Below are 24,290 nucleotides of genomic sequence, written 5' to 3'. Positions count from 1 at the left end.
GGAGAGTCCAGATGCAGTTTCAGGGAAAGACCATCGTTGTCACCGGTGGCAGCAGTGGTATCGGCCTGAGCATTGCCCGGCGGCTGAGCGAGGAGGGGGCGCGAGTCGTTGTGCTTGGGCGCAGCCTGGAGAAGGGGCGTTCGGCGCTTGAGCAACTGGGCGCGCAGGCCAGTTTCATCCCGTGCGATGTAGCTGAGCCTGGCGCGGTGCGCGATGCCTTCGCCGAGATCGAGGCGCGTTTCGGCGGACTCGACCATGCCGTCAATGCCGCGGGTATCACAGCACCGTATGCGCAGGTCGCCGATCTTCAGGTACAGGACTGGGAGCGGGTCGTGCGTATCAATCTGAACGGCCCGTTGTATTGCCTGCAACATGAGTTGCGGTTGATCGCCAGGAAGGCAGGCGGCTCGATCGTCAATCTGTCCTCCTGCGCGGGGGTGATGGCCATGCCCAACCAGGCTGCTTATGTGGCGAGCAAGGCAGGGCTCAACGCCCTGACCCAAGTGGTGGCGATGGAGAATGCCTGCGACCGCGATGGGCGCCATGCAGTGCGTGTCAATGCGGTAGCGCCAGGGCCGATTCTTGGCGGGATGAACTCTCCGCAGCGGCTGGCGGCCAATCCTGCGGGCACCGAGCGCAAGATCAACGCTACGGTCATGAAGCGCTTCGGCCAGGCAGGCGAGGTGGCTGCTGCAGTGTTGTTCCTGCTTGGCGACGGCGCCAGCTACATGACTGGCAGCGTGTTGAGCGTCGATGGCGGCTATCACATCGGCAAGTTCGAGTGAGGCACTGATGGCTCACATATTCATTACGGGCGTCAGTTCGGGCATCGGGCTGGCACTGGCCAGATTGCACCTGGAGCGGGGCGATGAGGTCTGGGGTATTTCGCGACGGGTACCAACGGCGCTGCTGGAGCATCCACGCATGCACTTCCGGGCGCTGGATCTTTGTGCGGGCGAGGCTGTCCAGCCTGTTCTGCAGGCCTTCATCGGTGAGACGACATTCGAAACGGCCTACCTTAATGCCGGAACATTCGGCAGCGCGCCGGAGCTTGCGAGCAATACGCCAGTGGAGTCCTTCCGCTCGGTGCTGGAGCTCAACCTGGTGGCGGTGAAATGGGTGCTTGACCTGCTGCTGTGCCGACAGGCGAAGGTCAGCCAGGTGGTGTTCTCGGCCTCGGTTTCAGGCATTCGTCAGCGCGCAGGCATGCTTTCCTACAGTGTCTCCAAAGCCGCCCTCAACGCCCTGGCCAAGGTCTACCAGTTGGAGAATCCGCAGGTGTTCTTTGCGGTGCTGGGGTTATGCAATGTCGCCACCACCGTGGCGCAAACCATCCTGCAGGCCGACGAGCGCTTTCCCGAACTGGTGGCCTTGCGAGAGCGCTCGACGCAGCCTGGGTACATCGTCAGTGCGCAACAACGCGCCGCGCAAATCGTCGAACTGCTTGGACGACGTCACGCGATCGCGCTGCAATCAGGACAATTCTACGAAGTCAGAGAGCTTCTCGAACGCATGCACATGGAGGTTTGCCAATGAATCAATCCCGTTACGCCAACATCGTCCGCATCGGCGCGATCTATGACATCGTCGCCACCCTGCCATTTGCCGTTCCACTGCTGAGTGCCTGGGCATTCCAGCTTTTTGCCGGGCTCGATGCCTGGCTTGGCCTGGGTACGTCCTTCAGTGTGCTCGACCCAACCTCGATGTTCTTCATCAATCTAGGCGCCCTGGCTTATGTCATCTGGGGTGTGGCGCGCCTGCGCGAACCTTCGGTGGCCAATGGTCGGCTCGATGCGCTGTTGCGTCTGTTGGTCGTCGGTCTGCAGATGGTGGCTCTGAGCCAGGGAGCGACGCCGATCCTTTGGGGGCTGGCGGTGGTTCTTTCGGTTTTCGCAGTATTGCAGTTGCGCAGACCGAACCATGCCGTCAGTGCCGGACCGGAAAAACGCGCGCTGGGCTATTGAATGGCTGGGCCCGGGCTGCCTGCGCCCGGGCCTCGATGCTACGCCTTGTTCAGGTACATCCGTGTCGTCAGCAGGTATACCGGCAATCCCGATACCAGGATCAGCAGCGCCGCGTAGGGCGCGGCGGCGGCGAACTCGACATTGGCAGTGTGCGCCCAGACTTCCGTGGCCAGGGTAGTCATGCCGGTCGGGCTGAGCAGCAAGGTCGCGGTCAGCTCCTTCATGGCATCCAGGAACACCAGGGCGAAGGCCGCTGCCAGGGCCGGGAAGATGATAGGTAGCGTGACCCGGCAGAATGCCGCGAAGCTGCTGGCGCCCAGGGTGCGGGCGGCTTCCTCGAGCGTTGGCGAGGCCTTGTTCAGCGCTGTGCGCACTGGCGCCTGGGCCAGCGGCAGGAAGAGCAGGGCGTAGGCCAGGATCAGCAGCGCAGTGGTCTGGTAGAGCGCTGGCACGTAGTGCAGGGCGAAGAACACCAGGGTCAGAGCGATCACCAGGCCGGGAAGCGCATGCAGCAGGTAGGGCAGGCGTTCGGCCCAGATCGCCAGGCGGCCTTTATAGCGCACCACCAGGAAGCTGATCGGCAAGGCCAGCACTACGCAGAAGCCAGCACCGCCCAGCGATACCGACAGGGAGGTCAGCAAGGCCTTGCCGATCGCCGCCGCCGGGAAGGCTGCCGACGAGCCGACACTCAGCCAATAGCCAAGCATGGCCAGCGGAATGCCGCTGCCCAGCACCGCCAGCCCGAGACAGAACAGCTGTGCTGGCAGGCTCCAGCCTTTGAGGCGCAAGGGCTGTGCCCGACGCGCCACGCCCTGGCCGATGCGCACGTGGCGGGCCTTGCCGCGCACACGCAGCTCCAGCCAGAGCATCACCAGGCACAGTGCGAGCAGCACAGCCGAGAGCATTGCGGCGTTGGCGTTGCTGAACTCCAGTTCGAACTGCTGGTAGATCGCAGTGGTGAAGGTCTGCAGGCCGAGGATCGACAGTGCGCCGAACTCCACCAGCATGTGCAGGGCGATCAGCAGCGCGCCGCCGAGCATCGCTGGCCACAACAATGGCAGGGTGACCTTGAGGAACACGCCCCAGCGGCTGCAACCGAGGGTGCGCGCCGACTCCTCCAGCGAGGTGTCGAGGTTGCGCAAGGTTGCCGCCACCGGCAGGAACACCAGCGGATACTTCGATAGCGCCATGACCAGGATCGCCCCGCCGAGCCCTTCGAAGTCCGAGCTCAGCGACACCCAGGTAAAGCTGCTGACGAACGAAGGTACGGCAAACGGCAGGCACAGTACCACGCCCCACAGGCGGCGCCCGCGCAGGTCGCTGCGTTCGAGCAGCCAGGCCAGCGCCAGGCCGACCACCATGCACACCAGGGTGACCCCCACCATCAGCAGCAAGGTGTTGCGCAGCAACCCCCACACGAAGGGGCGCCAGAGCAGGCGCAGGGCTTCATGCAAGCCGGCTTCCCAGGCCTTGATGGCGACATACAGCAGTGGCAGCAGGCTCATCGCCACCAGGAACAGCACAGGCAGCACCACCCACACGGAGGGGCGCTTGCGGCGTGGCACGAAGCGTACCAGGGCCGGATCGGGCGCGGCAGCAGTCATCAGAGCAGACCGACCTCACGTTCGAGCTCGATGGCTTCTTCGGCATTGCCAAGGTCGGCCGGGCTGATCTTCGGTGGACGCAGCTCTTCGAACGGCTTCAGGCCGCGGTCGGAGACCATGCCTTTGTGCAGGGGATATTCGGCGGTGGTCTGGGTGATCACGCGCTGGCCTTCTTCGCTGGCCATCCAGTTGAGCAGTGCCTGGGCTTCCTTGGGATGCTTGCTGGCCTTGACGGCCGCAGCGCCGGAGATGGTCACCAGGTTGCCGGCGTCACCGTCGGCCAGGTAGTAGAGCTTGGAGTCGAGCTTGCCGCGCTCGCGCTCCAGGGCGTACCAGTAATAGTTGTTCACCAGCACGGCAGCGACTTCGCCTTTTTCCACCGCTTTGAGTGCAACCATGTTGTTGGTGTAGGTCTTGCCGAACGCCTTCAGGCCGGTGAGCCATTCTTCGGTGGCTTCGCGGCCGTGCATCTTGAGGATGGCCACGGCCTGCTCCTGGAAGGCGCCACTGGTCGGCACGTAACCGACGCGGCCATCCCACTCGGGATCGGCAAAGTCCATCACGGTGGTGGGGAGGTCTTTCTCGTCGATCTTCTTCGGGTTGTAGACCACCACGCGGGTGCGTGCGGTCACGCCCATCCAGGTGCCGTTGGCGCCCACGTATTCCTTGGGCAGCATGTCCAGCGTGGCGTCGTCGATCTTCGCCAGCAGGCCCAGTTCGCCCAGGTTGTTCAGTGGCGGGGATTCTTCGGTGTAGATGATGTCGGCGGGCGAGCGCGCGCCTTCCTCGATGATCTGGCTGGCCAGCTGATTGCTGCTGCCCTTGCGGATATTGATGTGGATACCGGTCTTGGCCTCGTAGGCCTTGGCGATGGCGTCGCCGATTTCCTTGTGCTGGCCGTTGTACATGGTCAGCGTGACCGGTTCGTCTGCCAGGGCGGCCGGCGCGCCAATCACCAGGCCCAGGACAGCGGCGGCCAGGGTGCGCATCAGCGGTTTCGGGCGGATCGTCATGCGGGTACTTCCTCGCTTACGGCTACATATTTCGAAACAATGGTAAACGAAATCGTTTCTCATGTGGCCGTATGAAGGCAAATAGTCGAGGGAGGCGGATGCGGGGGCAGTGGGGGGCAAAAATTGCAGGCAAGAAAAAACCCACTAGCAAGCTAGTGGGTTTTTATATGGTGCCCAGGAGAAGACTCGAACTTCCACGACCGTTAAGTCACTGATACCTGAAACCAGCGCGTCTACCAATTCCGCCACCTGGGCAAAGCTTTTACATCTACTGCATGAAACTTGATTCGTGTTGCTGAATGACAGAAAAACCTGCTATCTATCACTCGAAATATTTGGTGCCCAGGAGAAGACTCGAACTTCCACGACCGTTAAGTCACTGATACCTGAAACCAGCGCGTCTACCAATTCCGCCACCTGGGCACACATTTTGTCGAGGTCACATGATGCTTTACATCAGGTTTCATCTCAACTACAACGTCGGCTGTCCGTCGTTGTGGTGCGCACTATACGGATGCCCCTGAGGGCTGTAAAGCCCCGGATCGAAAAAAATTTCAAAAAATTCAAGTTGTTGATTCCAGTGACCTAATGCCGCTGCCGGGGTGCCCCGCAGGGGCTGTCCAAGGCAAAGATTTCCGGTTTCAATACGCCTATGCCAGAATTCCTATCTATATACCCCAAGGTGAACCCCTTCTGATGGCCGATTGGCAATCCCTCGATCCCGAGGCCGCTCGCGAAGCGGAAAAATACGAGAATCCCATCCCCAGCCGTGAGCTGATCCTGCAGCGCCTTGCCGACCGTGGCGAACCCGCCGCGCGCGAGGAGCTGGCGGCAGAGTTCGGTCTGTACGAAGAAGACCAGATCGAAGCCCTGCGCCGCCGTCTGCGCGCGATGGAGCGTGATGGTCAGCTTATCTATACCCGGCGCGGCACCTATGCCCCGGTAGACAAGCTCGACCTGATCTGCGGCCGCGTCTCCGGCCACCGCGATGGCTTCGGCTTCCTGATCCCCGACGACGGCAGCGAAGACCTGTTCCTCAGCCCTGCGCAGATGCGCCTGGTGTTCGACGGCGACCGTGGCCTTGCCCGCGTGTCCGGTGTCGATCGCCGTGGCCGCCGCGAAGGCGTGCTGGTCGAGATCATCTCCCGCGCCCATGAAAGCGTGGTTGGCCGCTACTTCGAAGAAGGCGGCATCGGCTATGTGACCCCCGACAACCCGAAGATCCAGCAGGAAGTGCTGGTGACTGCGGGTCGCAACGGCGGCGCCAAGATCGGCCAGTTCGTCGAGATCAAGATCACCCACTGGCCGACCCCGCGGTTCCAGCCGCAAGGTGATGTGGTCGAGGTGATCGGTAACTACATGGCGCCGGGCATGGAGATCGACGTCGCCCTGCGCAGCTACGACATCCCCCACGTCTGGCCCAAGGACGTGATCAAGGAAGCGCGCAAGTTCCGCTCCGAAGTCGAAGAGAAGGACAAGGAAAAGCGCATCGACCTGCGCCATCTGCCGTTCGTCACCATCGACGGCGAGGACGCCCGCGACTTCGACGACGCCGTCTATTGCGAGCCGCTGGGCAAGCTGCGCCTGTTCTCCGGCGGCTGGCGCCTGTACGTGGCGATCGCCGACGTTTCCAGTTACGTGCGCCTGGGCTCGGCCCTGGACGTCGAGGCCCAGCAGCGTGGCAACTCGGTGTACTTCCCCGAGCGTGTGATTCCGATGCTGCCCGAGGAACTCTCCAACGGTCTGTGCTCGCTGAATCCGCATGTCGATCGCCTGGCCATGGTCTGCGAGATGACCATCAACAAGGCCGGCCAGATGGTCGACTACCAGTTCTACGAAGGCGTGATCCACTCCCATGCGCGTCTGACCTACAACAAGGTCAGCAGCATGCTCGAGCACTCCCGCACCCGCGAGGGCAAGGCCCTGCGCGAGGAGTACAGCGCGGTACTGCCGGACCTCAAGCACCTCTACGCGCTGTACAAGGTGCTGGTCGATGCCCGTCATACCCGTGGTGCGATCGACTTCGAAACCCAGGAAACCCGGATCATCTTCGGCGAAGACCGCAAGATCGACGAAATTCGTCCGACCGTGCGCAACGACGCCCACAAGCTGATCGAGGAATGCATGCTGGCGGCCAACGTCGCCACTGCCGAGTTCCTGCAGAAGCACAACGTGCCGTCTCTGTACCGCGTGCACGATGGGCCGCCACCGGAGCGCCTGGAAAAACTGCGCGCCTTCCTCGGTGAACTGGGTCTGTCGCTGCACAAGGGCAAGGACCCCTCGCCGAAGGACTACCAGGCCCTGCTGGCGAGCATCGCCGGGCGCCCGGACTTCCACCTGATCCAGACCGTCATGCTGCGCTCGCTGAGTCAGGCGGTGTACAGCACCGAGAACAATGGCCACTTCGGCCTGAACTACGAGGCGTACACCCACTTCACCTCGCCGATCCGTCGTTACCCGGACCTGTTGGTGCACCGCGCCATCCGCAGCGTGATCCGCTCGAAGATCGACACCCCGCACGTCAAGCGCGCCGGTGCGATGAGCATTCCCAAGGCGCGGATCTACCCGTACGACGAGAACAGCCTCGAGCAGATGGGCGAGCAGTGCTCGATGACCGAGCGCCGCGCCGATGAAGCCACCCGCGACGTGGTCAACTGGCTCAAGTGCGAATACATGCGCGACCGCGTGGGTGAGACTTTCCCAGGCGTGATCACCGCAGTGACCGGCTTCGGCCTGTTCATCGAGTTGACCGACATCTATGTCGAAGGCCTGGTGCACGTCAGTGCGCTGCCGGGCGATTACTACCACTTCGATCCTGTGCACCACCGCCTGGCCGGTGAGCGTACCGGTCGCAGCTTCCGCCTGGGCGACACCATCGAAGTGAAGGTGATGCGCGTCGACCTCGAGCAGCGCAAGATCGACTTCGAACTTTCCGAGGCCGCGATCAAGGCACCGGGCGGCCGCAAGCCGCGTAGCGAATCGGCTGACGCCGGCAAGCCTGCGACCACCAAGGGTGCGGCCAAGTCCGAGCCGGCAGCGGCCACCGAGGCGAGGATCTCGCCCAAGCCGCGCAGCCGCAAGAGCGAAGCTTCTGAAGCCTACTTCCCGAAAGACGCCGTGCAGCGTAACGCCGAAGTGCGCAAGAGCCGCGAGATGAAGAAGGCGCTGATGGGGGATGCGCGGCAGCACACCAGCAGCAAGGCCGAGAAGGGCAGCAAGGCTGCGGGCAAGACCAAGCATCGCAAAGGCCCGTCGAAGTCCGGCGCGCCACGTAAGGGCAAGAGCGGCAAGTCATGAGTCAGCTGGAAAAAATCTACGGCGTACATGCCGTGCAGGCGTTGCTGCAGCACCATCCCAAGCGGGTCAAGCAGATCTGGTTGTCGGAGGGGCGTAGCGAGCCGCGTCTTCAGGCGCTGCTGGCGCTGGCTGCAGAAAACCGCGTTGCGGTCGGCCAGGCCGAGCGCCGTGAGCTGGACGCCTGGGTCGAGGGCGTGCACCAGGGTGTGGTCGCCGAGGTGAGCCCAAGCCAGGTGTGGGGCGAGGCGATGCTCGAGGAGTTGCTCGAGCGCACCGAGACGCCGCCGCTGATCCTGGTGCTCGACGGTGTCACCGACCCGCACAACCTCGGCGCCTGCCTGCGCACCGCCGATGCTGCGGGCGCAACTGCCGTGGTGATTCCCAAGGACAAGTCGGCCACGCTCACAGGCGTGGTGCGCAAGGTCGCCTGTGGCGCTGCCGAGGTTATCCCGCTGGTGGCCGTGACCAACCTGGCGCGCACCCTGGAGAAACTCCAGCAGCGCGGCCTGTGGGTGGTCGGCACTGCTGGCGAAGCGGAGCAGGAGATCTACCAGCAGGACCTCACCGGTCCGCTGGTGATGATCATGGGCGCAGAAGGCAAGGGCATGCGCCGCCTGACCCGTGAGCATTGCGACTTCCTGGTGAAGCTGCCGATGGCTGGTAGTGTCAGCAGTCTGAACGTCTCGGTGGCGACCGGGGTGTGTCTGTTCGAGGCGGTGAGGCAGCGTCAGGCCAAGCGTTGAGAGCCTGAAGCGGCGGCGTTCCTTTCGCGGGCAAGCCCGCTCCCACAGACCTGCGTAAGCCCCTGTGGGAGCGGCGGTTCGGCGGTCCGACTTGCCCGCGAAAGCATCACCGCCGCGTTCACATATCCCGCCAATATGTTTCCGACTGTTCAAATAATCGCCAATCACCTTGCTTGTCCAACCCGCCTTCTCTACAATTGCGCCCCTTGCCGAGCTGGCGGGTGCGCATGTGCCTTCACTCAAGCAAGACATACAGTGTCATTCACTCCTTGTCTGACCAGATTCGCTGGCAGACTACTAACCCGTAAGGAGCATTCATGCGTCATTACGAAATCATCTTCCTGGTTCACCCGGACCAGAGCGAGCAAGTCGGCGGCATGGTCGAGCGTTACACCAAGCTGATCGAAGAAGATGGTGGCAAGATCCACCGCCTGGAAGACTGGGGCCGTCGTCAACTGGCCTACGCAATCAACAATGTTCACAAGGCTCACTACGTGATGCTGAACGTTGAGTGCACCGGCAAGGCCCTGGCCGAGCTGGAAGACAACTTCCGCTACAACGATGCCGTTATCCGTAACCTGGTCATCCGTCGCGACGAAGCCGTTACCGGTCAGTCCGAGATGCTGAAGGCTGAAGAGAACCGCAGCGAGCGCCGTGAGCGTCGCGAGCGTCCTGAGCATGCTGACTCCGCCGATGGCGACGACAGCAATGACAGCGACTCCAGCGATAACGCTGACGAGTAATCCACGGACCTTTAGAGGAGCCTATTAAATGGCACGTTTCTTCCGTCGTCGTAAATTCTGCCGCTTCACTGCTGAAGACGTGAAAGAGATCGACTTCAAAGATCTCAACACCCTGAAAGCTTACGTATCCGAAACCGGCAAGATCGTTCCAAGCCGTATCACTGGTACCAAAGCTCGTTATCAGCGTCAGCTGGCTACCGCTATCAAGCGCGCCCGCTTCCTGGCCCTGCTGCCCTACACCGACAGCCACGGCCGCTGAGACCGGGTCGTCGACAAGTAGTAAGGGATAGGCATGCGAGCGTTGGCTGATTTCATCATGCGCGGTCGTGTGCAGGCCACTGTCGTGGTGGCTGGTTGTGCGGCATTGCCGCTGTTGTTCTGGTTGAGTGCCGCCGCCGGGAGCCTGGTGTTCCTGCGGCGTGGTTTCAAGGACGCATCCTCGGTCATCGTGTGGGGCATCTTGCCCGCGCTGGCCTGGTGGATCTTCGGTGAGCCGCGCACCTTGATGGTGCTGCTGGGGACGCTGGGGCTGGCTGCGCTGTTGCGCGCCGGGCACTCCTGGAACCGGGTGCTGTTGTCCAGCATCGCCTTGGGCCTGTTGTACGGTGTCATCCTCGGTTCAGTGTTCCGCGAACCGATCGAAGCTCTGGCGCGAGCGCTTGAAAAAGCCCTGCCGCAGATGCTCGACGGTCTCTACCAGCAGTTGTCGGTAGAGGAGCAGGCACACCTGGGGGCACTCATCGTACCGGTGCTCAACGGCCTGATTGCAGCTTTGCTGCAGGTCGTCAGCGTTCTGGCCCTGATGTTGGGCCGGTACTGGCAGGCCGCGTTGTACAACCCGGGAGGTTTCGGCCGCGAGTTTCAAGCGGTGCGGATTCCCCTGGTGCCGGCACTGGTGCTGCTGGCGTGCATGGTGTTCGGGCCGAACTTCGGTTCCGCCGTCGCCTTGCTTACGCCGCTGTGCAGTGTGCCGCTCATGTTCGCGGGCATTGCCCTGCTGCATGGGCTGGTGGCCCAGAAACGCCTGGCCAGGTTCTGGCTGGTGGGGTTGTACGTGACGCTGGTGCTGTTCATGCAGCTGACCTATCCGTTGCTCGTGGTCTTGGCCATTGTCGACAGCCTGATTGATTTTCGCGGTCGCCACTCCCCCAAGGGGAATGATTCCGCGAACGGTGAAGGTTAAAAGTTAAGAGGTTTTACCAAATGGAACTGATCCTGCTGGAAAAAGTCGCCAACCTGGGCAACCTGGGCGACAAAGTAAAAGTTAAGGCTGGTTACGGCCGTAACTTCCTGCTGCCATTCGGCAAGGCCACCGTTGCCAACGCCGCTAACCTGGCTGCATTCGAAGAGCGTCGTGCAGAGCTGGAAAAAGCCGCTGCCGACAAGAAAGCTTCGGCTGAAAGCCGCGCTGCCCAACTGGCCGAGCTGGAAGTGACCATCACTGCCACCGCTGGCGACGAAGGCAAGCTGTTCGGTTCGATCGGCACCCACGACATCGCTGATGCCCTGACCGCCTCCGGCGTTGAAGTGGCCAAGGCTGAAGTTCGTCTGCCGAACGGCACCATCCGTCAGGTTGGCGAATACGACGTAGCTGTGCACCTGCACAGCGACGTTGAAGCCACCGTACGCGTGGTCGTCGTAGCTGCCTAAGCTGCGCTGACTGACTGGCCCCTTGCGGGCCAGCCGGTTAACATCGGGCACGGTCCTGTTTTTCAGGCCGTGCCCTTTGTCTTTTTGAACCCCCCAGAATTCTTGCGTGGCCATGAACGAGATTACCAATCCCGAACAGCTCGACCTGCAAACCGCTGCCCTGAAGGTGCCGCCGCATTCCATCGAGGCCGAACAGGCTGTGCTCGGTGGCTTGATGCTGGATAACAACGCCTGGGAGCGAGTGCTGGACCAGGTGTCCGATGGCGATTTCTACCGGCATGACCACCGTCTGATTTTCCGTGCCGTGCACAAGCTGGCCGATGCCAACCAGCCGTTCGACGTGGTCACCCTGCACGAGCAGTTGGACAAGGAAGGCCTATCGACCCAGGTCGGTGGCTTGGCGTACCTGGCCGAGCTGGCCAAGAACACTCCGTCGGTGGCCAACATCAAGGCCTACGCCGCGATCATCCGTGAGCGGGCGACGCTGCGCCAATTGATCAGCATCAGTACCGACATCGCCGACAACGCCTTCAACCCGCAAGGGCGCAACGCCGAAGAGATTCTCGACGACGCCGAGCGGCAGATCTTCCAGATCGCCGAGGCGCGGCCCAAGACCGGTGGACCGGTGGGGGTCAACGAGCTGTTGACCATGGCGATCGACCGTATCGACACCTTGTTCAACTCCGACAGCGACATCACCGGTGTTTCCACCGGCTTTACCGACCTGGACGAGAAGACCAGCGGCCTGCAGCCCGCCGACCTGGTCATCGTCGCCGGCCGTCCGTCGATGGGCAAGACCACCTTCGCCATGAACCTGGTCGAGAACGCAGTGCTGCGCAGCGACAAGGCTGTGCTGGTGTTCTCCCTCGAGATGCCTGGCGAATCGCTGATCATGCGTATGCTCTCGTCGCTGGGTCGCATCGACCAGACCAAGGTCCGCTCCGGCCAGCTCGACGACGATGACTGGCCGCGCCTGACCTCGGCGGTCAATCTGCTCAATGACCGCAAGCTGTTCATCGACGACACCGCCGGTATCAGCCCTTCGGAGATGCGTGCACGTACCCGCCGTCTGGCGCGTGAGCATGGCGAGATCGCGCTGATCATGGTCGACTACCTGCAACTGATGCAGATTCCGGGCTCGGCCGGCGACAACCGGACCAACGAGATTTCCGAGATCTCGCGCTCGCTCAAGGCCCTGGCCAAGGAGTTCAACTGCCCGGTCATCGCGCTGTCGCAGCTCAACCGCTCCCTGGAGCAGCGCCCGAACAAGCGCCCGGTCAACTCCGACCTTCGTGAATCCGGAGCGATCGAGCAGGACGCCGACGTGATCATGTTCGTCTACCGTGACGAGGTGTATCACCCCGAGACCGAGCACAAGGGCGTGGCGGAAATCATCATCGGCAAGCAGCGTAACGGTCCGATCGGTTTTGTCCGCCTGGCGTTCATTGGCAAGTACACCCGCTTCGAGAACCTGGCGCCGGGCATGTACAACTTCGACGACGACGAATAACCCCCCAGAACTGAATCGGCCCCCTGTGGGAGCGGGTTTACCCGCGAATGCGATGTTTAACCCGCCATCGCATTCGCGGGTAAACCCGCTCCCACAGGGGGCGATGTTTTTCTGGGCGATCACTATGATTCCGACCACCACCGTCGGATTTGGTCAAAATTTGTGCTATATTCCGCGCCCGCGATTTCCCTGCACACCAGAACCGGTCACTGACATGCAAGCAGCCAAACCACTCTACGACTATCCCAAGTACTGGGCCGAATGCTTCGGGCCAGCGCCTTTCCTGCCGATGAGCAGGGAGGAGATGGATCAGCTCGGCTGGGATTCCTGCGACATCATCATCGTGACCGGTGACGCCTACGTCGACCACCCATCGTTCGGCATGGCCATCATCGGCCGCCTGCTGGAAGCCCAGGGCTTTCGCGTGGGTATCATTGCCCAGCCGAACTGGCAGTCCAAAGACGACTTCATGAAGCTCGGCGAGCCGAACCTGTTCTTCGGTGTCGCGGCCGGCAACATGGATTCGATGATCAACCGTTACACCGCCGACAAGAAGGTGCGTTCCGACGACGCCTACACGCCTGGTGGCCTGGCCGGCAGCCGTCCGGACCGCGCCAGCCTGGTGTACAGCCAGCGCTGCAAGGAAGCCTACAAGCACGTGCCGATCGTGCTCGGTGGCATCGAGGCCTCGCTGCGCCGCATCGCCCACTACGACTACTGGCAGGACAAGGTCCGCCACTCGATCCTGGTCGATGCCAGCGCCGATATCCTGCTGTTCGGCAACGCCGAGCGGGCGGTGGTCGAGGTTGCCCAGCGCTTGTCCAACGGCGAGAAGATCGAGTCGATCACCGACGTGCGCGGCACCGCGTTCATCCGCCGTGACACCCCCGAGGGCTGGTACGAGATCGACTCCACCCGCATCGACCGTCCAGGCCGTGTCGACAAGATCATCAACCCCTACGTCAACACCCAGGACACCCAGGCCTGCGCCATCGAGCAGGCCAAGGGCGAGGTGGAAGACCCGAACGAAGCCAAGGTCGTACAGATTCTCGACAGTCCGCGCATGACCCGCGAGAAGTCGGTGATCCGTTTGCCATCGTTCGAGAAGGTACGCAACGACCCGGTGCTCTATGCCCACGCCAACCGCGTGCTGCACCTGGAAACCAACCCAGGCAACGCCCGCGCCCTGGTGCAGAAGCACGGTGAAGTGGACGTGTGGTTCAACCCACCACCCATTCCGATGAGCACCGAGGAAATGGACTACGTGTTCGGCATGCCCTACGCGCGCGTCCCGCACCCGGCCTATGGCAAGGAGCGCATCCCGGCCTACGAGATGATCCGCTTCTCGGTGAACATCATGCGCGGCTGCTTCGGCGGCTGTACCTTCTGCTCGATCACCGAGCACGAAGGCCGGATCATCCAGAACCGCTCCCACGAATCGATCCTGCACGAGATCGAGGAAATGCGCGACAAGGTACCGGGCTTCACCGGCGTGGTCTCTGACCTGGGCGGCCCGACCGCCAACATGTATCGCATCGCCTGCAAGAGCCACGAGATCGAGAAGCACTGCCGCAAGCCGTCATGTGTGTTCCCGGGCATCTGCGAGAACCTCAATACCGACCACAGCTCGCTGATCTCGCTGTATCGCAAGGCGCGTGCGCTGCCGGGGGTAAAGAAGATCCTCATCGCCTCGGGCCTGCGTTACGACCTGGCGGTCGAGTCGCCGGAGTACGTGAAGGAGCTGGTCACCCACCACGTCGGTGGCTACCTCAAGATCGCCCCGGAGCACACCGAGCGTGGTCCGCTGGACAAGATGATGAAGCCGGGTATCGGCAGCTACGACCGCTTCAAGCGCATGTTCGAGAAGTACTCGAAGGAAGCGGGCAAGGAGCAGTACCTGATCCCGTACTTCATCGCTGCGCATCCTGGTACCACCGACGAAGACATGATGAACCTGGCCCTCTGGCTCAAGGGCAACGGTTTCCGCGCCGACCAGGTGCAGGCGTTTTACCCTTCGCCCATGGCGTCGGCCACGGCCATGTACCACTCGGGCAAGAACCCGCTGCGCAAGGTCACCTACAAGAGTGAGGGTGTGGAGATCGTCAAGAGCGACGAGCAGCGCCGCTTGCACAAGGCGTTCCTGCGCTACCACGACCCGAAGGGCTGGCCGATGCTGCGTGAAGCGCTGACCCGCATGGGGCGCGCCGACCTGATCGGCCCGGGCAAGCACCAGTTGATCCCGCTGCACCAGCCGCAGACCGACAGCTACCAGAGCGCGCGTCGCAAGAACTCGACGCCGGCTGGCAGCCACAAGGTGGCCAAGGAGCAGAAGATCCTCACCCAGCACAACGGCCTGCCGCCGCGTGCCAGCGATGGCAGCAAGCCGTGGGACAAGCGCGAGAAGGCCAAGGCCGAGGCATTCGCCCGCAACCAGCAGGCAGCCAAGGAGCGCAAGGAAGCGGCCAAAGGCGGCAAGGGCAACAAGAAGCCGCGCCAGCCAGTGATTCCGCGCTGACCTCCAAACCCGCAAGGAACATGGTGGGGGCGAAGCGCCGCCCCCACGGGTTCTGTAAAACGATCAATCAGGCTTGTGATCGACCCACTTCGGCGCCACCGGGGCGATGAAGCTGTCCATGCCATCGAGCAGCTCATCCGCCTGCTGACCGAGCAACAGCATCGCCCGGTGCTGCGGCCGCACGAAACCTTCCTCGACGATATGGTCGAGGAAGCCGCCAAGCTTTTCATAGAAGCCATTCACATCCAGCAGCCCCAGCGGCTTGGCGTGATAGCCCAGTTGGCCCCAGGTCCAGACCTCGAACAACTCTTCCAGCGTACCCAGCCCACCCGGTAGGGCGATGAAGGCATCGCTGAGCTCGGCCATGCGCGCCTTGCGGGCATGCATGCCGTCGACCACCTCCAGGCGCGTCAGCCCTTTGTGGCCGACTTCGGCGTCCATCAGGCTCTGCGGGATGATGCCGATGACTTCGCCACCAGCGGCCATGGCAGCATCGGCGACGATGCCCATGAGGCCGACGGCGCCACCGCCGTAGACCAGAGTCAGGCCGCGGTGGGCGATGGCCTGGCCGAGGGCGATGGCGGCCTCACGATAGGCCGGGTTGGCGCCGATGCTGGCGCCGCAGAAGACACAGACGGAACGTACGGGCATTGCTTATCTCCAGTGCAGTTCACCCGCTGCGCAGGCAGCGGGGCACACAGGGTAAGGCGCAATGCCGCGTGCTCCAAGCGTCGAGTTCACTCCGGTCGGGCGAACTCGCAGACCGCCGCACCGGTTGCGCCGCACGCATAGGCAGCCAACAGGCCGCGCATGAAATTTCCGAGATTCATGGCACTTGCTCCTAAATGAGAGGTTGTCCCATCGTCTATCAAGCAGGCATGATGTGCTCTTAGATTGTTTGTATACAATCCATTGAACAATACTACTGGCTGGCTCATTGATGGCCCTTGATTCAAATCAGCAAGGGCCTGGCCGGTTTCAGGCAGTCTCGCAATTGATAAAACCCTGCCAAGGAGATTCACGATGTTTGCGAAAGCTGTAGCGGTATCCCTGCTGACCCTCGCCAGCGCTTCTGTCTTTGCCGCCGACTGCAAGGTGACTGTCGACTCTACCGACCAGATGTCGTTCAACACCAAGGAGTTCACCGTCGACAAGAGCTGCAAGACCGTCGAGATCGAACTGACTCATGGTGGCAGCCTGCCGAAGAACGTCATGGGCCATAACCTGGTGATCAGCAAGACGGCCGACATGCAGGCCATTGCCACCGAGGGCATGACCCAGGGTCTGGACAAGGACTACATCAAGGCTGACAACGCTGCGATCATCGCCCACACCAAGATGATTGGCGCTGGTGAGAAAGACACCATCAAGCTGGACACCTCCAAGCTCGAAGCCGGTGGCGACTACAGCTTCTTCTGCACCTTCCCGGGCCACATCTCGATGATGAAGGGCAAGGTTGTCGTCAAGTAATCAAAGGCTGACGCTGAACCCTGTGGGAGCGGGTTTACCCGCGAATGCGATGTCGAATCTACCGACGCATTCGCGGGTGAACCCGCTCCCACAGGTCTTTCTGCAGCCTGATCAAGGGGCGAACGGCAGTTCGCGCTTGTGCTGGGTCTTGCGGTAGGTGGCGACGATGATGTCGAACGCTGCCTGGTCAACCGGCTGCCCATGCAGGAAGTCATCGATCTGCTGATAGGTCACGCCATGCGACGCCTCGTCCGGCTTGCCTGGTTCCAGGTCTTCCAGATCTGCAGTTGGCACCTTCTCCACCAGCGATTCCGGCGCACCGAAGCTGCGCGCGATCGCCCGCACCTGGTTCTTCACCAGCCCGCTCAGCGGCGCCAGGTCACAGGCACCATCACCGAACTTGGTAAAGAAGCCCATCACCGCCTCGGCGGCGTGGTCGGTGCCGATCACCAGGCCTGCGCGAGCGCCAGCGATGGTGTACTGGGCGACCATGCGGGTGCGCGCCTTGACGTTGCCGACGACGAAGTCGACCAGGGTCGGCGAGCCGTTCTTCAGTTCCGCCACTTCGGCGGCCAGGGCCCTGACAGCCGGGGCGATATCGACGGTGTGCACTTCGTCTGCCTTGATCACCTCCAGGCAGGCCTGGGCGTCGTGCTCGTCGTGCTGCACCTGGTAGGGCAGGCGCACGGCGATGAAGGTGTAGGCCTGGTCGCCGGTCTCGGCGCGCAGTTCATTGACAGCGCGTTGGGCGAGCAGGGCAGCGGTCAGCGAATCGACGCCGCCGCTGATGCCTAGCACCAGGGTCTTGAGCCGGGCGTTGGCCAGGCAGTCCTTGATGAAGGCCACGCGCCGGGCCACTTCCTTCTCGAGCGCGGCGGCATCGGCGAAGGGCGGCTGTACCTTGAGCGCCTGGGCAATCTCTTGCTGAACGGCTTGCATGGGTTACTCCTTGCTAGGGACTTTGAATACGTGACGCAGGTAGGCGACGAAGTTCTCGTCGCGGCATTGGGTCTTGGCGGCTTCGTCGGAAATCTTCGCCACTGGCGATCCGTTGCAGTCGGTCATTTTAAGCACGATGCTCATCGGCGCCACACCCGGAATGTCACAGGTCAGGTTGGTGCCGATGCCGAAGCTGACATTGATGCGACCGCGCAGTGCGCGGAAGATCTGCAGGGTGCGCGGCAGGTCCAGGCCATCGGAGAACACCAGGGTCTTGGTCATCGGATCGATCCCCAGCTTGCGGTAGTGCGCGATGGCCTTTTCCGCCCAGGCCACCGGCTCGCCCGAATCGTGGCGCAGGCCGTCGAAGAGCTTGGCGAAGTACAGGTCGAAGTCGCCGAGGAATGCATCCATGGTGATGCAGTCGGTCAGGGCGATACCGAGCAGCCCGCGGTACTCGCGCACCCAGCAGTCCAGTGCGGCGATCTGGCTGTCGATCAACCGTGGGCCGAGTTGCTGGTGGGCCATGATCCATTCGTGGGCCATGGTGCCAAGTGGCTTGATATCCAGTTTCCATGCCAGGTCGACGTTACTGGTGCCGACGAAGCGTGCCGGGAAGTCATCGCGCATCACCCGCACCACTTCTTCCTGCACGCGGCTCGAGAAGCGTCGGCGTGTGCCGAAGTCGGCGACCTGCAGGGCGCCCAGCTCCTCTTCGCTGGCATTGGCGCGCAACCAGTCGAACTTGCGATGGAGCTGGTCGCGCGCAGCGTTCAGGCGCATCTGCGGATGCAGGTGGCGATTGCGCACTTCACTGATGATCGCCAGCAGCGGCACCTCGAACAGGATCACGTGCAGCCACGGGCCGCGCAGGCGCAGGAACAGCTGGTCGTGCTCGATGCCGATGCGCAGGTAGCGCAGGTTGAAGCGGAACAGGCCGAGAAAGCGCAGGAAGTCGGGCTTGAGGAAGCTGATGCGCTCGAGGAAGGTCAGTTGGCCGTCGTCGAGGGTGAGGTCGGCCAGCCGTTCGATCTGCCGGCGGATTTCGCCCAGATAGGGGCGCAGGTCTTCGCCATTGCGGCAGCGGAATTCCCATTCCACGTCGGCGTCCGGGTAGTTGTGCAGGACGCCCTGCATCATGGTGAGCTTGTAGAAGTCGGTGTCGAGCAGGTTATGCACGATGCGCTCGGCGAATGCGCTCTCGCTCATTGAATGGCTCCAGGGCGGCGATTGGTGCCTATTGTGCCAGCTTCGAGAGGGGGCCAGGGATTTGTGGTGGCCCCTTTGCGGGGAAACGCCGCCTGAATGCGAAAAGGCCATCATCGATAAACCACCATTCCCCGTCACAGCGTCTAGCCTTGAAACAGTGCCTGCCTGTAGCAGTCGCGCACCAGCGGTGTGCACTTCGGTGACGTCATGCTGTTACAGGATGGTTGCACGTAAACACTTGCGAGGGTTGCAATGATGGCACCTTGCGGTTGCTCCTTTGTTTTGCGTTCAGTGGCGCCTGCCCTGTGGCAGACGGTTGCACGCTCAATAAAGAAACGACCGCCGGAGGTCTGCAGTGGCCCAGCGGAGTGTGTTTTCCCGGAAGACAAAACCGATGGCACGGCCCTTGCTCAGAGCACAGGGTTGATGAAGTTGTAGTGCCAACTAAAAAAACTCTAGGAGCACCACCTCATGTCGCAGACGTTTTACAAGAAAGGTTTCCTGGCACTGGCCGTGGCCACGGCACTGGGTGTTTCTTCGTATGTACAGGCCGACGTAAAGATCGGCGTAGCGGGCCCGATGACCGGCGCCAACGCAGCGTTTGGCGAGCAATACATGAAGGGCGCCCAGGCGGCAGCCGATGTGGTCAACAAGGCCGGCGGCATCAACGGCGAGAAGATCGTCCTGGTCAAGGGCGATGACGCCTGCGAGCCGAAGCAGGCCGTGGCCGTTGCCAACCGCCTGGTCGATCAGGACAAGGTGATCGGCGTGGTCGGACACTTCTGCTCCTCCAACACCATTCCCGCCTCCGAGGTGTACGACGAAGCGGGCGTCATCGCGATCACCCCCGGGTCGACCAACCCGCAGGTCACCGAGCGTGGCCTGTCGGCCATGTTCCGCATGTGCGGACGTGACGACCAGCAGGGCATCGTTGCCGGCGACTACATCGTCGATGTGCTCAAGGGCAAGAAGGTCGCGGTCCTGCACGACAAGGACACCTATGGCCAGGGCCTGGCCGATGCGACCAAGGCGCAGCTCGAGAAGCGCGGCGTCAAGCCTGTGCTGTATGAAGGCCTGACCCGTGGCGAGAAGGACTTCAGCGCCGTGGTCACCAAGATCCGCTCCAATGGTGCCGACGTCGTCTACTTCGGCGGCCTGCACCCGGAAGCCGGTCCGCTGGTGCGCCAACTGCGCGAGCAGGGCCTGAAGGACGTCAAGTTCATGTCCGACGACGGTATCGTCACCGACGAACTGGTGGCCACCGCAGGCGGTGCGCAATACACCGACGGCGTGTACATGACCTTTGGTGCCGACCCGCGCCTGCTGCCGGACAGCAAGGCGGTGGTCGAGGAGTTCCGCAAGGCCGGCACCGAGCCTGAGGGCTATACCCTGTACGCCTACGCCTCGATCCAGGCGCTGGCCGCCGCGTTCAACGGCGCCAAGTCGAACAAGGGCGAAGACGCCGCCAAGTGGCTCAAGGCCAATCCGGTCAAGACCGTCATGGGCGAGAAGAAGTGGGACAGCAAGGGCGACCTGACCGTCTCCGACTACGTGGTCTACCAGTGGGATGCCAACGGCAAGTACCACCAGCTGGAAAAACAAAAATAACAACGGCTCGCGGCCCGGGCGCGTTGGCGCACCGGGCCCAGCCCCGCGGTATTTGTACTTTATCCGTAGATCTGCACAGTCCTGCGCGGCGAGGGACGCTCTGCCCTTGCCCTCGCCGTGGTCGGCGCTCGTGCAATCTCAATAGGTGAGATTGCGTTATGGATGGTATTTTCCTGCAGCAACTGATCAATGGGCTGACCCTCGGGTCTGTCTATGGTCTGATCGCCATCGGCTACACAATGGTCTATGGCATCATCGGCATGATCAACTTCGCGCACGGCGAGGTGTATATGATCTCCGCGTATCTCGCGGCGATCAGCCTGGCATTGCTGGCCTACTTCGGTATCGAATCCTTCCCGCTGCTGATGCTTGGCACGCTGTTGTTCACCATTGTCGTCACCGGTGTCTATGGCTTCACCATCGAGCGCATCGCCTACAAGCCACTGCGCAACTCCACCCGCCTGGCTCCGCTGATCAGCGCCATCGGTATCTCGCTGATCCTGCAGAACTACGCGCAACTCAGCCAGGGGGCGCGCCAGCAAGGCGTACCGACCCTGCTCGAAGGTGCCTGGCGCGTCGATATCGGCACCGGCTTCGTCCAGCTCACCTACACCAAGATCTTCATCCTGGTTGCCGCCTTCGTCGGCATGGGCCTGCTCACCTATGTCATCAAGTACACCAAGCTCGGGCGCATGTGCCGCGCCACCCAGCAGGACCGCAAGATGGCGTCGATCCTCGGGATCAACACCGACCGGGTGATCTCCTATGTGTTCGTCATCGGTGCGGTGATGGCAGCGCTGGCGGGTGTGCTGATCACCATGAACTACGGCACCTTCGACTTCTATGCGGGCTTCATCATCGGCATCAAGGCGTTCACTGCCGCGGTACTCGGGGGCATCGGCTCGCTACCGGGCGCCATGCTCGGCGGGATCATCCTGGGCATTTCCGAGTCGCTGTTCTCTGGGCTGGTCAACTCCGACTACAAGGACGTCTTCAGCTTCTCGCTGTTGGTGATAATCCTCATCTTCCGTCCACAAGGCCTGCTCGGTCGCCCGCTCGTGGCTAAGGTGTGATCATGTCCGTTGCCAATACTGCCTCCACTTCCCCAAGCAAGGGTTTCGACATCAAGCGCAGCCTGATCGAGACCCTCGTCGCCGGCCTGCTGGCGCTCATCGTTTTCGGACCTGTCGTCGGCGTGGTGCTCGACGGCTACAGCTTCAATGCAGAACCCCGGCGCGTGGCCTGGCTGGTCGGCGGGGTGATGATCGGTCGCTTCGTGCTCAGCCTGTTCCTGCAGACAACCACCGGCCAACGCCTGCTGCAAGGTTTCGACAGCGGCGGCTCAGGCGTGCATGTGCTGGCACCCGACTACAAGTCGCGCCTGCGCTACATCATCCCGGCGTTGATCGTCATCGCCATCGTCTTCCCGATATTTGCCAACAAGTACTTGCTGACCGTAGTCATCCTCGGGCTGATCTATGTGCTGCTGGGCCTGGGCCTGAACATCGTGGTCGGCCTGGCCGGGTTGCTCGACCTGGGTTACGTGGCGTTCTACGCCATTGGCGCCTATGGCCTGGCGCTGGGCTACCAGTACCTGGGGCTGGGCTTCTGGAGCGTGCTGCCGCTGGCGGCCATCGCTGCGGCACTGGCCGGATGCATACTGGGCTTCCCGGTGTTGCGCATGCATGGCGACTACCTGGCGATCGTGACCCTGGGCTTCGGTGAGATCATCCGCCTGGTGCTGAACAACTGGCTGTCGTTCACCGGTGGCCCGAACGGCATGCCGGCGCCGTCGCCGACCTTCTTCGGGCTGGAGTTCGGCCGTCGGGCGAAGGATGGCGGGGTGCCGTTCCACGAGTTCTTCGGTATCGAATACAACGCCAACTACAAGTTCCTGTTCATCTACATCGTGCTGTTCCTGGTGGTATTGGCGGTGCTCTACATCAAGCACCGGCTCACGCGCATGCCGGTCGGCCGCGCCTGGGAGGCGCTGCGCGAAGACGAGATCGCCTGCCGTTCGATGGGCCTGAACCACGTGCTGGTCAAGCTTTCGGCCTTCACCCTTGGCGCGTCTACTGCCGGTCTTGCCGGGGTGTTCTTCGCCACTTACCAAGGCTTCGTCAACCCGTCCTCGTTCACCTTCTTCGAATCGGCGTTGATCCTGGCCATCGTCGTGCTGGGCGGGATGGGCTCGACCGTGGGCGTGGTGATCGCCGCCTTCGTGCTGACCGTGGCGCCGGAGCTGCTGCGCAGCTTCTCCGAGTACCGCGTGCTGCTGTTCGGTGTGCTGATGGTGCTGATGATGATCTGGCGACCGCGAGGGCTGATTCGCATCAGCCGCACTGGCGTGGTCCCACGTAAAGGAGTGGCGCCATGAGCGACGAAATCATTCTCTCGGTCGACAACCTGATGATGCAGTTCGGCGGCATCAAGGCGCTCAGCGACGTCAGCCTGAAGGTCAAGCGCAACCAGATCTTCGCCCTGATCGGCCCCAACGGCGCCGGCAAGACCACGGTGTTCAACTGCCTGACCGGCTTCTACAAGGCCAGCGGTGGGCGTATCGAGCTGAACGTGCGTGGCAGCCACACCAACGTCATCCAACTGCTGGGCGAACGCTTCGAGGCGACGGATTTCGTTTCGCCGACACGCTTCGCCAATCGTCTGTACTACAAGATGTTCGGTGGTACCCATCTGGTGAACCGCGCGGGCCTTGCGCGCACCTTCCAGAACATTCGCCTGTTCAAGGAAATGTCGGTGGTGGAAAACCTGCTGGTGGCCCAGCACATGTGGGTGAACCGCAGCCTGCTGGCCGGGGTGCTCAACACCAAGGGGTATCGCCAGGCCGAAAGCGACGCGCTGGACCACGCGTTCTACTGGTTGGAGGTGGTCGATCTGGTCGATTGCGCCAACCGCCTGGCTGGCGAGTTGTCGTACGGTCAGCAGCGTCGGCTGGAGATCGCCCGGGCGATGTGCACGCGGCCGAAGATCATCTGCCTGGACGAGCCGGCCGCCGGTCTCAACCCGCAGGAGACCGAGGCGCTGAGTCGTATGATCCGTGTGCTGCGCGACGAACACGACATCACCGTGGTGCTGATCGAGCACGACATGGGCATGGTCATGAGCATTTCCGATCACATCGTCGTGCTCGACCACGGCAATGTGATTGCCGAAGGCGCCCCGCAGGACATCCGCAACAACCCGACGGTAATCGCCGCCTACCTGGGTGCCGACGAAGAGGAACTGATATGAGTGCACCCATTCTCGAGCTCAAGGACCTGGATGTGTTCTATGGGCCGATCCAGGCGCTGAAGAAGGTCTCGATGCACATCGAGGAGGGCGAGACGGTCAGCCTGATCGGTGCCAACGGCGCGGGCAAGTCCACGCTGCTGATGTCGATCTTCGGCCAGCCGCGGGCAGCTTCCGGGCAGATCCTCTACCGTGGCACTGACATTACCCGCAAGTCGTCGCACTACATCGCCTCCAACGGCATCGCCCAGTCACCGGAAGGGCGGCGGGTGTTCCCCGACATGACCGTCGAGGAGAACCTGATGATGGGCACCATCCCCATCGGCGACAAGCATGCCGACGAAGACATGCAGCGCATGTACGAGCTGTTCCCGCGACTCAAGGAGCGACGCAACCAGCGGGCCATGACCATGTCCGGCGGCGAGCAGCAGATGCTGGCCATCGCCCGCGCCTTGATGAGCCGGCCCAAGCTGCTGTTGCTGGACGAGCCGTCGCTGGGGTTGGCGCCGATCGTGGTCAAGCAGATCTTCTCGACCCTGCGCGAGCTGGCCAAGACCGGCATGACCATTTTCCTGGTCGAGCAGAACGCCAACCATGCGCTGAAACTGTCGGACCGGGCCTATGTGATGGTCAACGGGCAGATCCGCATGACCGGGACCGGGCAGGAGTTGCTGGTCAACGAAGAGGTGCGTAGCGCCTATCTGGGTGGACATTGAGGTGTGGCAGGGGCTGCTTTGCGGCCCCGGTCGCCAATGTGGACAACTTGTCGCACATCCCGC

The 24,290-nt window shown here is 62.3% G+C and carries 22 protein-coding genes and 2 tRNA genes; 17 read left to right on the top strand and 7 right to left on the bottom strand.

Going from position 1 to position 24,290, the window contains the following annotated elements; genetic code table 11:
* Window positions 1-11 precede the first annotated feature (11 nt).
* From ACTYOL_RS24870 to ACTYOL_RS24860, 3 genes are read left to right on the top strand one after another with little or no spacing between them, the layout of a single operon-like run.
* Entirely contained in the window at window positions 12-785 is a 774-nt protein-coding gene (locus tag ACTYOL_RS24870) for an SDR family NAD(P)-dependent oxidoreductase (RefSeq protein WP_444757248.1), read from the top strand.
* A complete protein-coding gene (locus ACTYOL_RS24865; RefSeq protein ID WP_444757247.1) occupies window positions 754-1,536 on the top strand; it encodes an SDR family NAD(P)-dependent oxidoreductase in 783 nt (260 codons plus the stop codon). Before ACTYOL_RS24870 ends, ACTYOL_RS24865 begins: the two co-directional genes overlap by 32 nt.
* On the top strand, window positions 1,533-1,964 hold the full coding sequence (locus ACTYOL_RS24860; protein ID WP_065863774.1) for a hypothetical protein: 432 nt from the start codon (window positions 1,533-1,535) through the stop codon (window positions 1,962-1,964). Before ACTYOL_RS24865 ends, ACTYOL_RS24860 begins: the two co-directional genes overlap by 4 nt.
* Before the next feature lie 38 nt (window positions 1,965-2,002).
* On the opposite strand, the gene ACTYOL_RS24855 is transcribed toward ACTYOL_RS24860, so the two are convergent.
* From ACTYOL_RS24855 to ACTYOL_RS24840, 4 genes are all read right to left on the bottom strand, one after another.
* On the bottom strand, window positions 2,003-3,568 hold the full coding sequence (locus ACTYOL_RS24855; RefSeq protein ID WP_054893196.1) for an ABC transporter permease: 1,566 nt from the start codon (window positions 3,566-3,568) through the stop codon (window positions 2,003-2,005).
* Window positions 3,568-4,581, bottom strand: coding sequence for an extracellular solute-binding protein (locus tag ACTYOL_RS24850; protein WP_065863772.1), 1,014 nt, complete (start codon window positions 4,579-4,581; stop codon window positions 3,568-3,570). Before ACTYOL_RS24850 ends, ACTYOL_RS24855 begins: the two co-directional genes overlap by 1 nt.
* A 168-nt stretch (window positions 4,582-4,749) precedes the next feature.
* A tRNA-Leu gene (locus ACTYOL_RS24845) sits at window positions 4,750-4,836 on the bottom strand.
* Between the two features lie 81 nt (window positions 4,837-4,917).
* Window positions 4,918-5,004 (bottom strand) — tRNA-Leu (locus ACTYOL_RS24840).
* A 273-nt stretch (window positions 5,005-5,277) separates the two neighbouring features.
* Here ACTYOL_RS24840 and rnr point away from each other — a divergent pair.
* The 8 genes from rnr to ACTYOL_RS24800 all read left to right on the top strand — a co-directional run bounded on the left by rnr (window position 5,278) and on the right by ACTYOL_RS24800 (window position 15,039).
* A complete protein-coding gene (gene rnr, locus ACTYOL_RS24835) occupies window positions 5,278-7,878 on the top strand; it encodes a ribonuclease R (protein WP_054893198.1) in 2,601 nt (866 codons plus the stop codon).
* Window positions 7,875-8,621, top strand: a complete 747-nt coding sequence (gene rlmB / locus ACTYOL_RS24830; RefSeq protein WP_063546384.1) for a 23S rRNA (guanosine(2251)-2'-O)-methyltransferase RlmB — start codon at window positions 7,875-7,877, stop codon at window positions 8,619-8,621. The genes rnr and rlmB overlap by 4 nt, the downstream gene beginning before the upstream one ends.
* Before the next feature lie 317 nt (window positions 8,622-8,938).
* Entirely contained in the window at window positions 8,939-9,364 is a 426-nt protein-coding gene (gene rpsF, locus ACTYOL_RS24825) for a 30S ribosomal protein S6 (RefSeq protein ID WP_029612766.1), read from the top strand.
* Window positions 9,365-9,392: 28 nt separating this feature from the next.
* Complete coding sequence (gene rpsR, locus ACTYOL_RS24820; RefSeq protein WP_003249563.1) at window positions 9,393-9,623, top strand: 30S ribosomal protein S18; 231 nt, start codon at window positions 9,393-9,395, stop codon at window positions 9,621-9,623.
* 33 nt (window positions 9,624-9,656) lie between these two features.
* Window positions 9,657-10,547: a hypothetical protein gene (locus ACTYOL_RS24815; RefSeq protein WP_054894539.1), complete on the top strand. Its 891-nt coding sequence runs from the start codon at window positions 9,657-9,659 to the stop codon at window positions 10,545-10,547.
* Window positions 10,548-10,567: 20 nt separating this feature from the next.
* Window positions 10,568-11,014 carry a 50S ribosomal protein L9 gene (gene rplI / locus ACTYOL_RS24810; RefSeq protein WP_003249568.1) on the top strand — a complete coding sequence of 149 codons (447 nt, stop codon included), beginning with the start codon at window positions 10,568-10,570 and terminating at the stop codon, window positions 11,012-11,014.
* Between the two features lie 112 nt (window positions 11,015-11,126).
* Window positions 11,127-12,524 (top strand): replicative DNA helicase, encoded by a 1,398-nt coding sequence (gene dnaB, locus ACTYOL_RS24805; RefSeq protein ID WP_054894540.1) that lies wholly within the window; start codon window positions 11,127-11,129, stop codon window positions 12,522-12,524.
* Window positions 12,525-12,738: 214 nt separating this feature from the next.
* Complete coding sequence (locus ACTYOL_RS24800; RefSeq protein ID WP_063546380.1) at window positions 12,739-15,039, top strand: YgiQ family radical SAM protein; 2,301 nt, start codon at window positions 12,739-12,741, stop codon at window positions 15,037-15,039.
* 63 nt (window positions 15,040-15,102) lie between these two features.
* Here ACTYOL_RS24800 and ACTYOL_RS24795 read toward each other — a convergent pair whose 3' ends face one another.
* Entirely contained in the window at window positions 15,103-15,690 is a 588-nt protein-coding gene (locus tag ACTYOL_RS24795) for an LOG family protein (protein WP_054894542.1), read from the bottom strand.
* A gap of 372 nt (window positions 15,691-16,062) precedes the next feature.
* Here ACTYOL_RS24795 and azu point away from each other — a divergent pair, with 372 nt between their 5' ends.
* Window positions 16,063-16,509, top strand: coding sequence for an azurin (gene azu / locus ACTYOL_RS24790; protein WP_054894543.1), 447 nt, complete (start codon window positions 16,063-16,065; stop codon window positions 16,507-16,509).
* A 111-nt stretch (window positions 16,510-16,620) separates the two neighbouring features.
* On the opposite strand, the gene nadE is transcribed toward azu, so the two are convergent.
* Complete coding sequence (gene nadE, locus ACTYOL_RS24785) at window positions 16,621-17,448, bottom strand: ammonia-dependent NAD(+) synthetase (RefSeq protein ID WP_153774199.1); 828 nt, start codon at window positions 17,446-17,448, stop codon at window positions 16,621-16,623.
* A 3-nt stretch (window positions 17,449-17,451) separates the two neighbouring features.
* Window positions 17,452-18,657, bottom strand: coding sequence for a nicotinate phosphoribosyltransferase (gene pncB / locus ACTYOL_RS24780; protein WP_054894545.1), 1,206 nt, complete (start codon window positions 18,655-18,657; stop codon window positions 17,452-17,454).
* Between the two features lie 471 nt (window positions 18,658-19,128).
* Here pncB and ACTYOL_RS24775 point away from each other — a divergent pair, with 471 nt between their 5' ends.
* The 5 genes from ACTYOL_RS24775 to ACTYOL_RS24755 all read left to right on the top strand — a co-directional run bounded on the left by ACTYOL_RS24775 (window position 19,129) and on the right by ACTYOL_RS24755 (window position 24,227).
* Window positions 19,129-20,265: a branched-chain amino acid ABC transporter substrate-binding protein gene (locus tag ACTYOL_RS24775; RefSeq protein WP_444757246.1), complete on the top strand. Its 1,137-nt coding sequence runs from the start codon at window positions 19,129-19,131 to the stop codon at window positions 20,263-20,265.
* 158 nt (window positions 20,266-20,423) lie between these two features.
* The gene (locus ACTYOL_RS24770; protein ID WP_054894547.1) at window positions 20,424-21,338 is read left to right on the top strand and encodes an ABC transporter permease subunit; all 915 of its coding nucleotides are present in this window, start codon (window positions 20,424-20,426) and stop codon (window positions 21,336-21,338) included.
* A 2-nt stretch (window positions 21,339-21,340) separates the two neighbouring features.
* Entirely contained in the window at window positions 21,341-22,642 is a 1,302-nt protein-coding gene (gene livM / locus ACTYOL_RS24765; protein WP_054894548.1) for a high-affinity branched-chain amino acid ABC transporter permease LivM, read from the top strand.
* Complete coding sequence (locus ACTYOL_RS24760; RefSeq protein WP_197892457.1) at window positions 22,639-23,514, top strand: ABC transporter ATP-binding protein; 876 nt, start codon at window positions 22,639-22,641, stop codon at window positions 23,512-23,514. Before livM ends, ACTYOL_RS24760 begins: the two co-directional genes overlap by 4 nt.
* On the top strand, window positions 23,511-24,227 hold the full coding sequence (locus ACTYOL_RS24755; RefSeq protein WP_054894550.1) for an ABC transporter ATP-binding protein: 717 nt from the start codon (window positions 23,511-23,513) through the stop codon (window positions 24,225-24,227). Before ACTYOL_RS24760 ends, ACTYOL_RS24755 begins: the two co-directional genes overlap by 4 nt.
* Window positions 24,228-24,290: the final 63 nt, after the last annotated feature.

It is taken from the genome of Pseudomonas sp. A014 (assembly GCF_052378495.1).
GTDB classification, from domain to species: domain Bacteria; phylum Pseudomonadota; class Gammaproteobacteria; order Pseudomonadales; family Pseudomonadaceae; genus Aquipseudomonas; species Aquipseudomonas machongensis.
The sequence above is the reverse complement of the archived record's forward strand: the minus strand, read 5'-3'. Positions and strand labels throughout refer to the sequence as shown.

Bases quoted from the DNA above. Each gene is read 5' to 3' on its own strand.
- livM (WP_054894548.1), top strand. From the start codon at position 21,341: ATGTCCGTTGCCAATACTGCCTCCACTTCCCCAAGCAAGGGTTTCGAC.
- rpsF (WP_029612766.1), top strand. From the start codon at position 8,939: ATGCGTCATTACGAAATCATCTTCCTGGTTCACCCGGACCAGAGCGAG.
- ACTYOL_RS24865 (WP_444757247.1), top strand. From the start codon at position 754: ATGGCGGCTATCACATCGGCAAGTTCGAGTGAGGCACTGATGGCTCAC.
- ACTYOL_RS24760 (WP_197892457.1), top strand. From the start codon at position 22,639: ATGAGCGACGAAATCATTCTCTCGGTCGACAACCTGATGATGCAGTTC.
- ACTYOL_RS24775 (WP_444757246.1), top strand. From the start codon at position 19,129: ATGTCGCAGACGTTTTACAAGAAAGGTTTCCTGGCACTGGCCGTGGCC.
- ACTYOL_RS24870 (WP_444757248.1), top strand. From the start codon at position 12: ATGCAGTTTCAGGGAAAGACCATCGTTGTCACCGGTGGCAGCAGTGGT.
- dnaB (WP_054894540.1), top strand. From the start codon at position 11,127: ATGAACGAGATTACCAATCCCGAACAGCTCGACCTGCAAACCGCTGCC.
- azu (WP_054894543.1), top strand. From the start codon at position 16,063: ATGTTTGCGAAAGCTGTAGCGGTATCCCTGCTGACCCTCGCCAGCGCT.
- nadE (WP_153774199.1), bottom strand. From the start codon at position 17,448: ATGCAAGCCGTTCAGCAAGAGATTGCCCAGGCGCTCAAGGTACAGCCG.
- ACTYOL_RS24855 (WP_054893196.1), bottom strand. From the start codon at position 3,568: ATGACTGCTGCCGCGCCCGATCCGGCCCTGGTACGCTTCGTGCCACGC.
- ACTYOL_RS24860 (WP_065863774.1), top strand. From the start codon at position 1,533: ATGAATCAATCCCGTTACGCCAACATCGTCCGCATCGGCGCGATCTAT.
- ACTYOL_RS24815 (WP_054894539.1), top strand. From the start codon at position 9,657: ATGCGAGCGTTGGCTGATTTCATCATGCGCGGTCGTGTGCAGGCCACT.
- ACTYOL_RS24770 (WP_054894547.1), top strand. From the start codon at position 20,424: ATGGATGGTATTTTCCTGCAGCAACTGATCAATGGGCTGACCCTCGGG.
- ACTYOL_RS24755 (WP_054894550.1), top strand. From the start codon at position 23,511: ATGAGTGCACCCATTCTCGAGCTCAAGGACCTGGATGTGTTCTATGGG.
- rplI (WP_003249568.1), top strand. From the start codon at position 10,568: ATGGAACTGATCCTGCTGGAAAAAGTCGCCAACCTGGGCAACCTGGGC.
- rlmB (WP_063546384.1), top strand. From the start codon at position 7,875: ATGAGTCAGCTGGAAAAAATCTACGGCGTACATGCCGTGCAGGCGTTG.
- pncB (WP_054894545.1), bottom strand. From the start codon at position 18,657: ATGAGCGAGAGCGCATTCGCCGAGCGCATCGTGCATAACCTGCTCGAC.
- ACTYOL_RS24850 (WP_065863772.1), bottom strand. From the start codon at position 4,581: ATGACGATCCGCCCGAAACCGCTGATGCGCACCCTGGCCGCCGCTGTC.
- ACTYOL_RS24795 (WP_054894542.1), bottom strand. From the start codon at position 15,690: ATGCCCGTACGTTCCGTCTGTGTCTTCTGCGGCGCCAGCATCGGCGCC.
- rnr (WP_054893198.1), top strand. From the start codon at position 5,278: ATGGCCGATTGGCAATCCCTCGATCCCGAGGCCGCTCGCGAAGCGGAA.
- rpsR (WP_003249563.1), top strand. From the start codon at position 9,393: ATGGCACGTTTCTTCCGTCGTCGTAAATTCTGCCGCTTCACTGCTGAA.
- ACTYOL_RS24800 (WP_063546380.1), top strand. From the start codon at position 12,739: ATGCAAGCAGCCAAACCACTCTACGACTATCCCAAGTACTGGGCCGAA.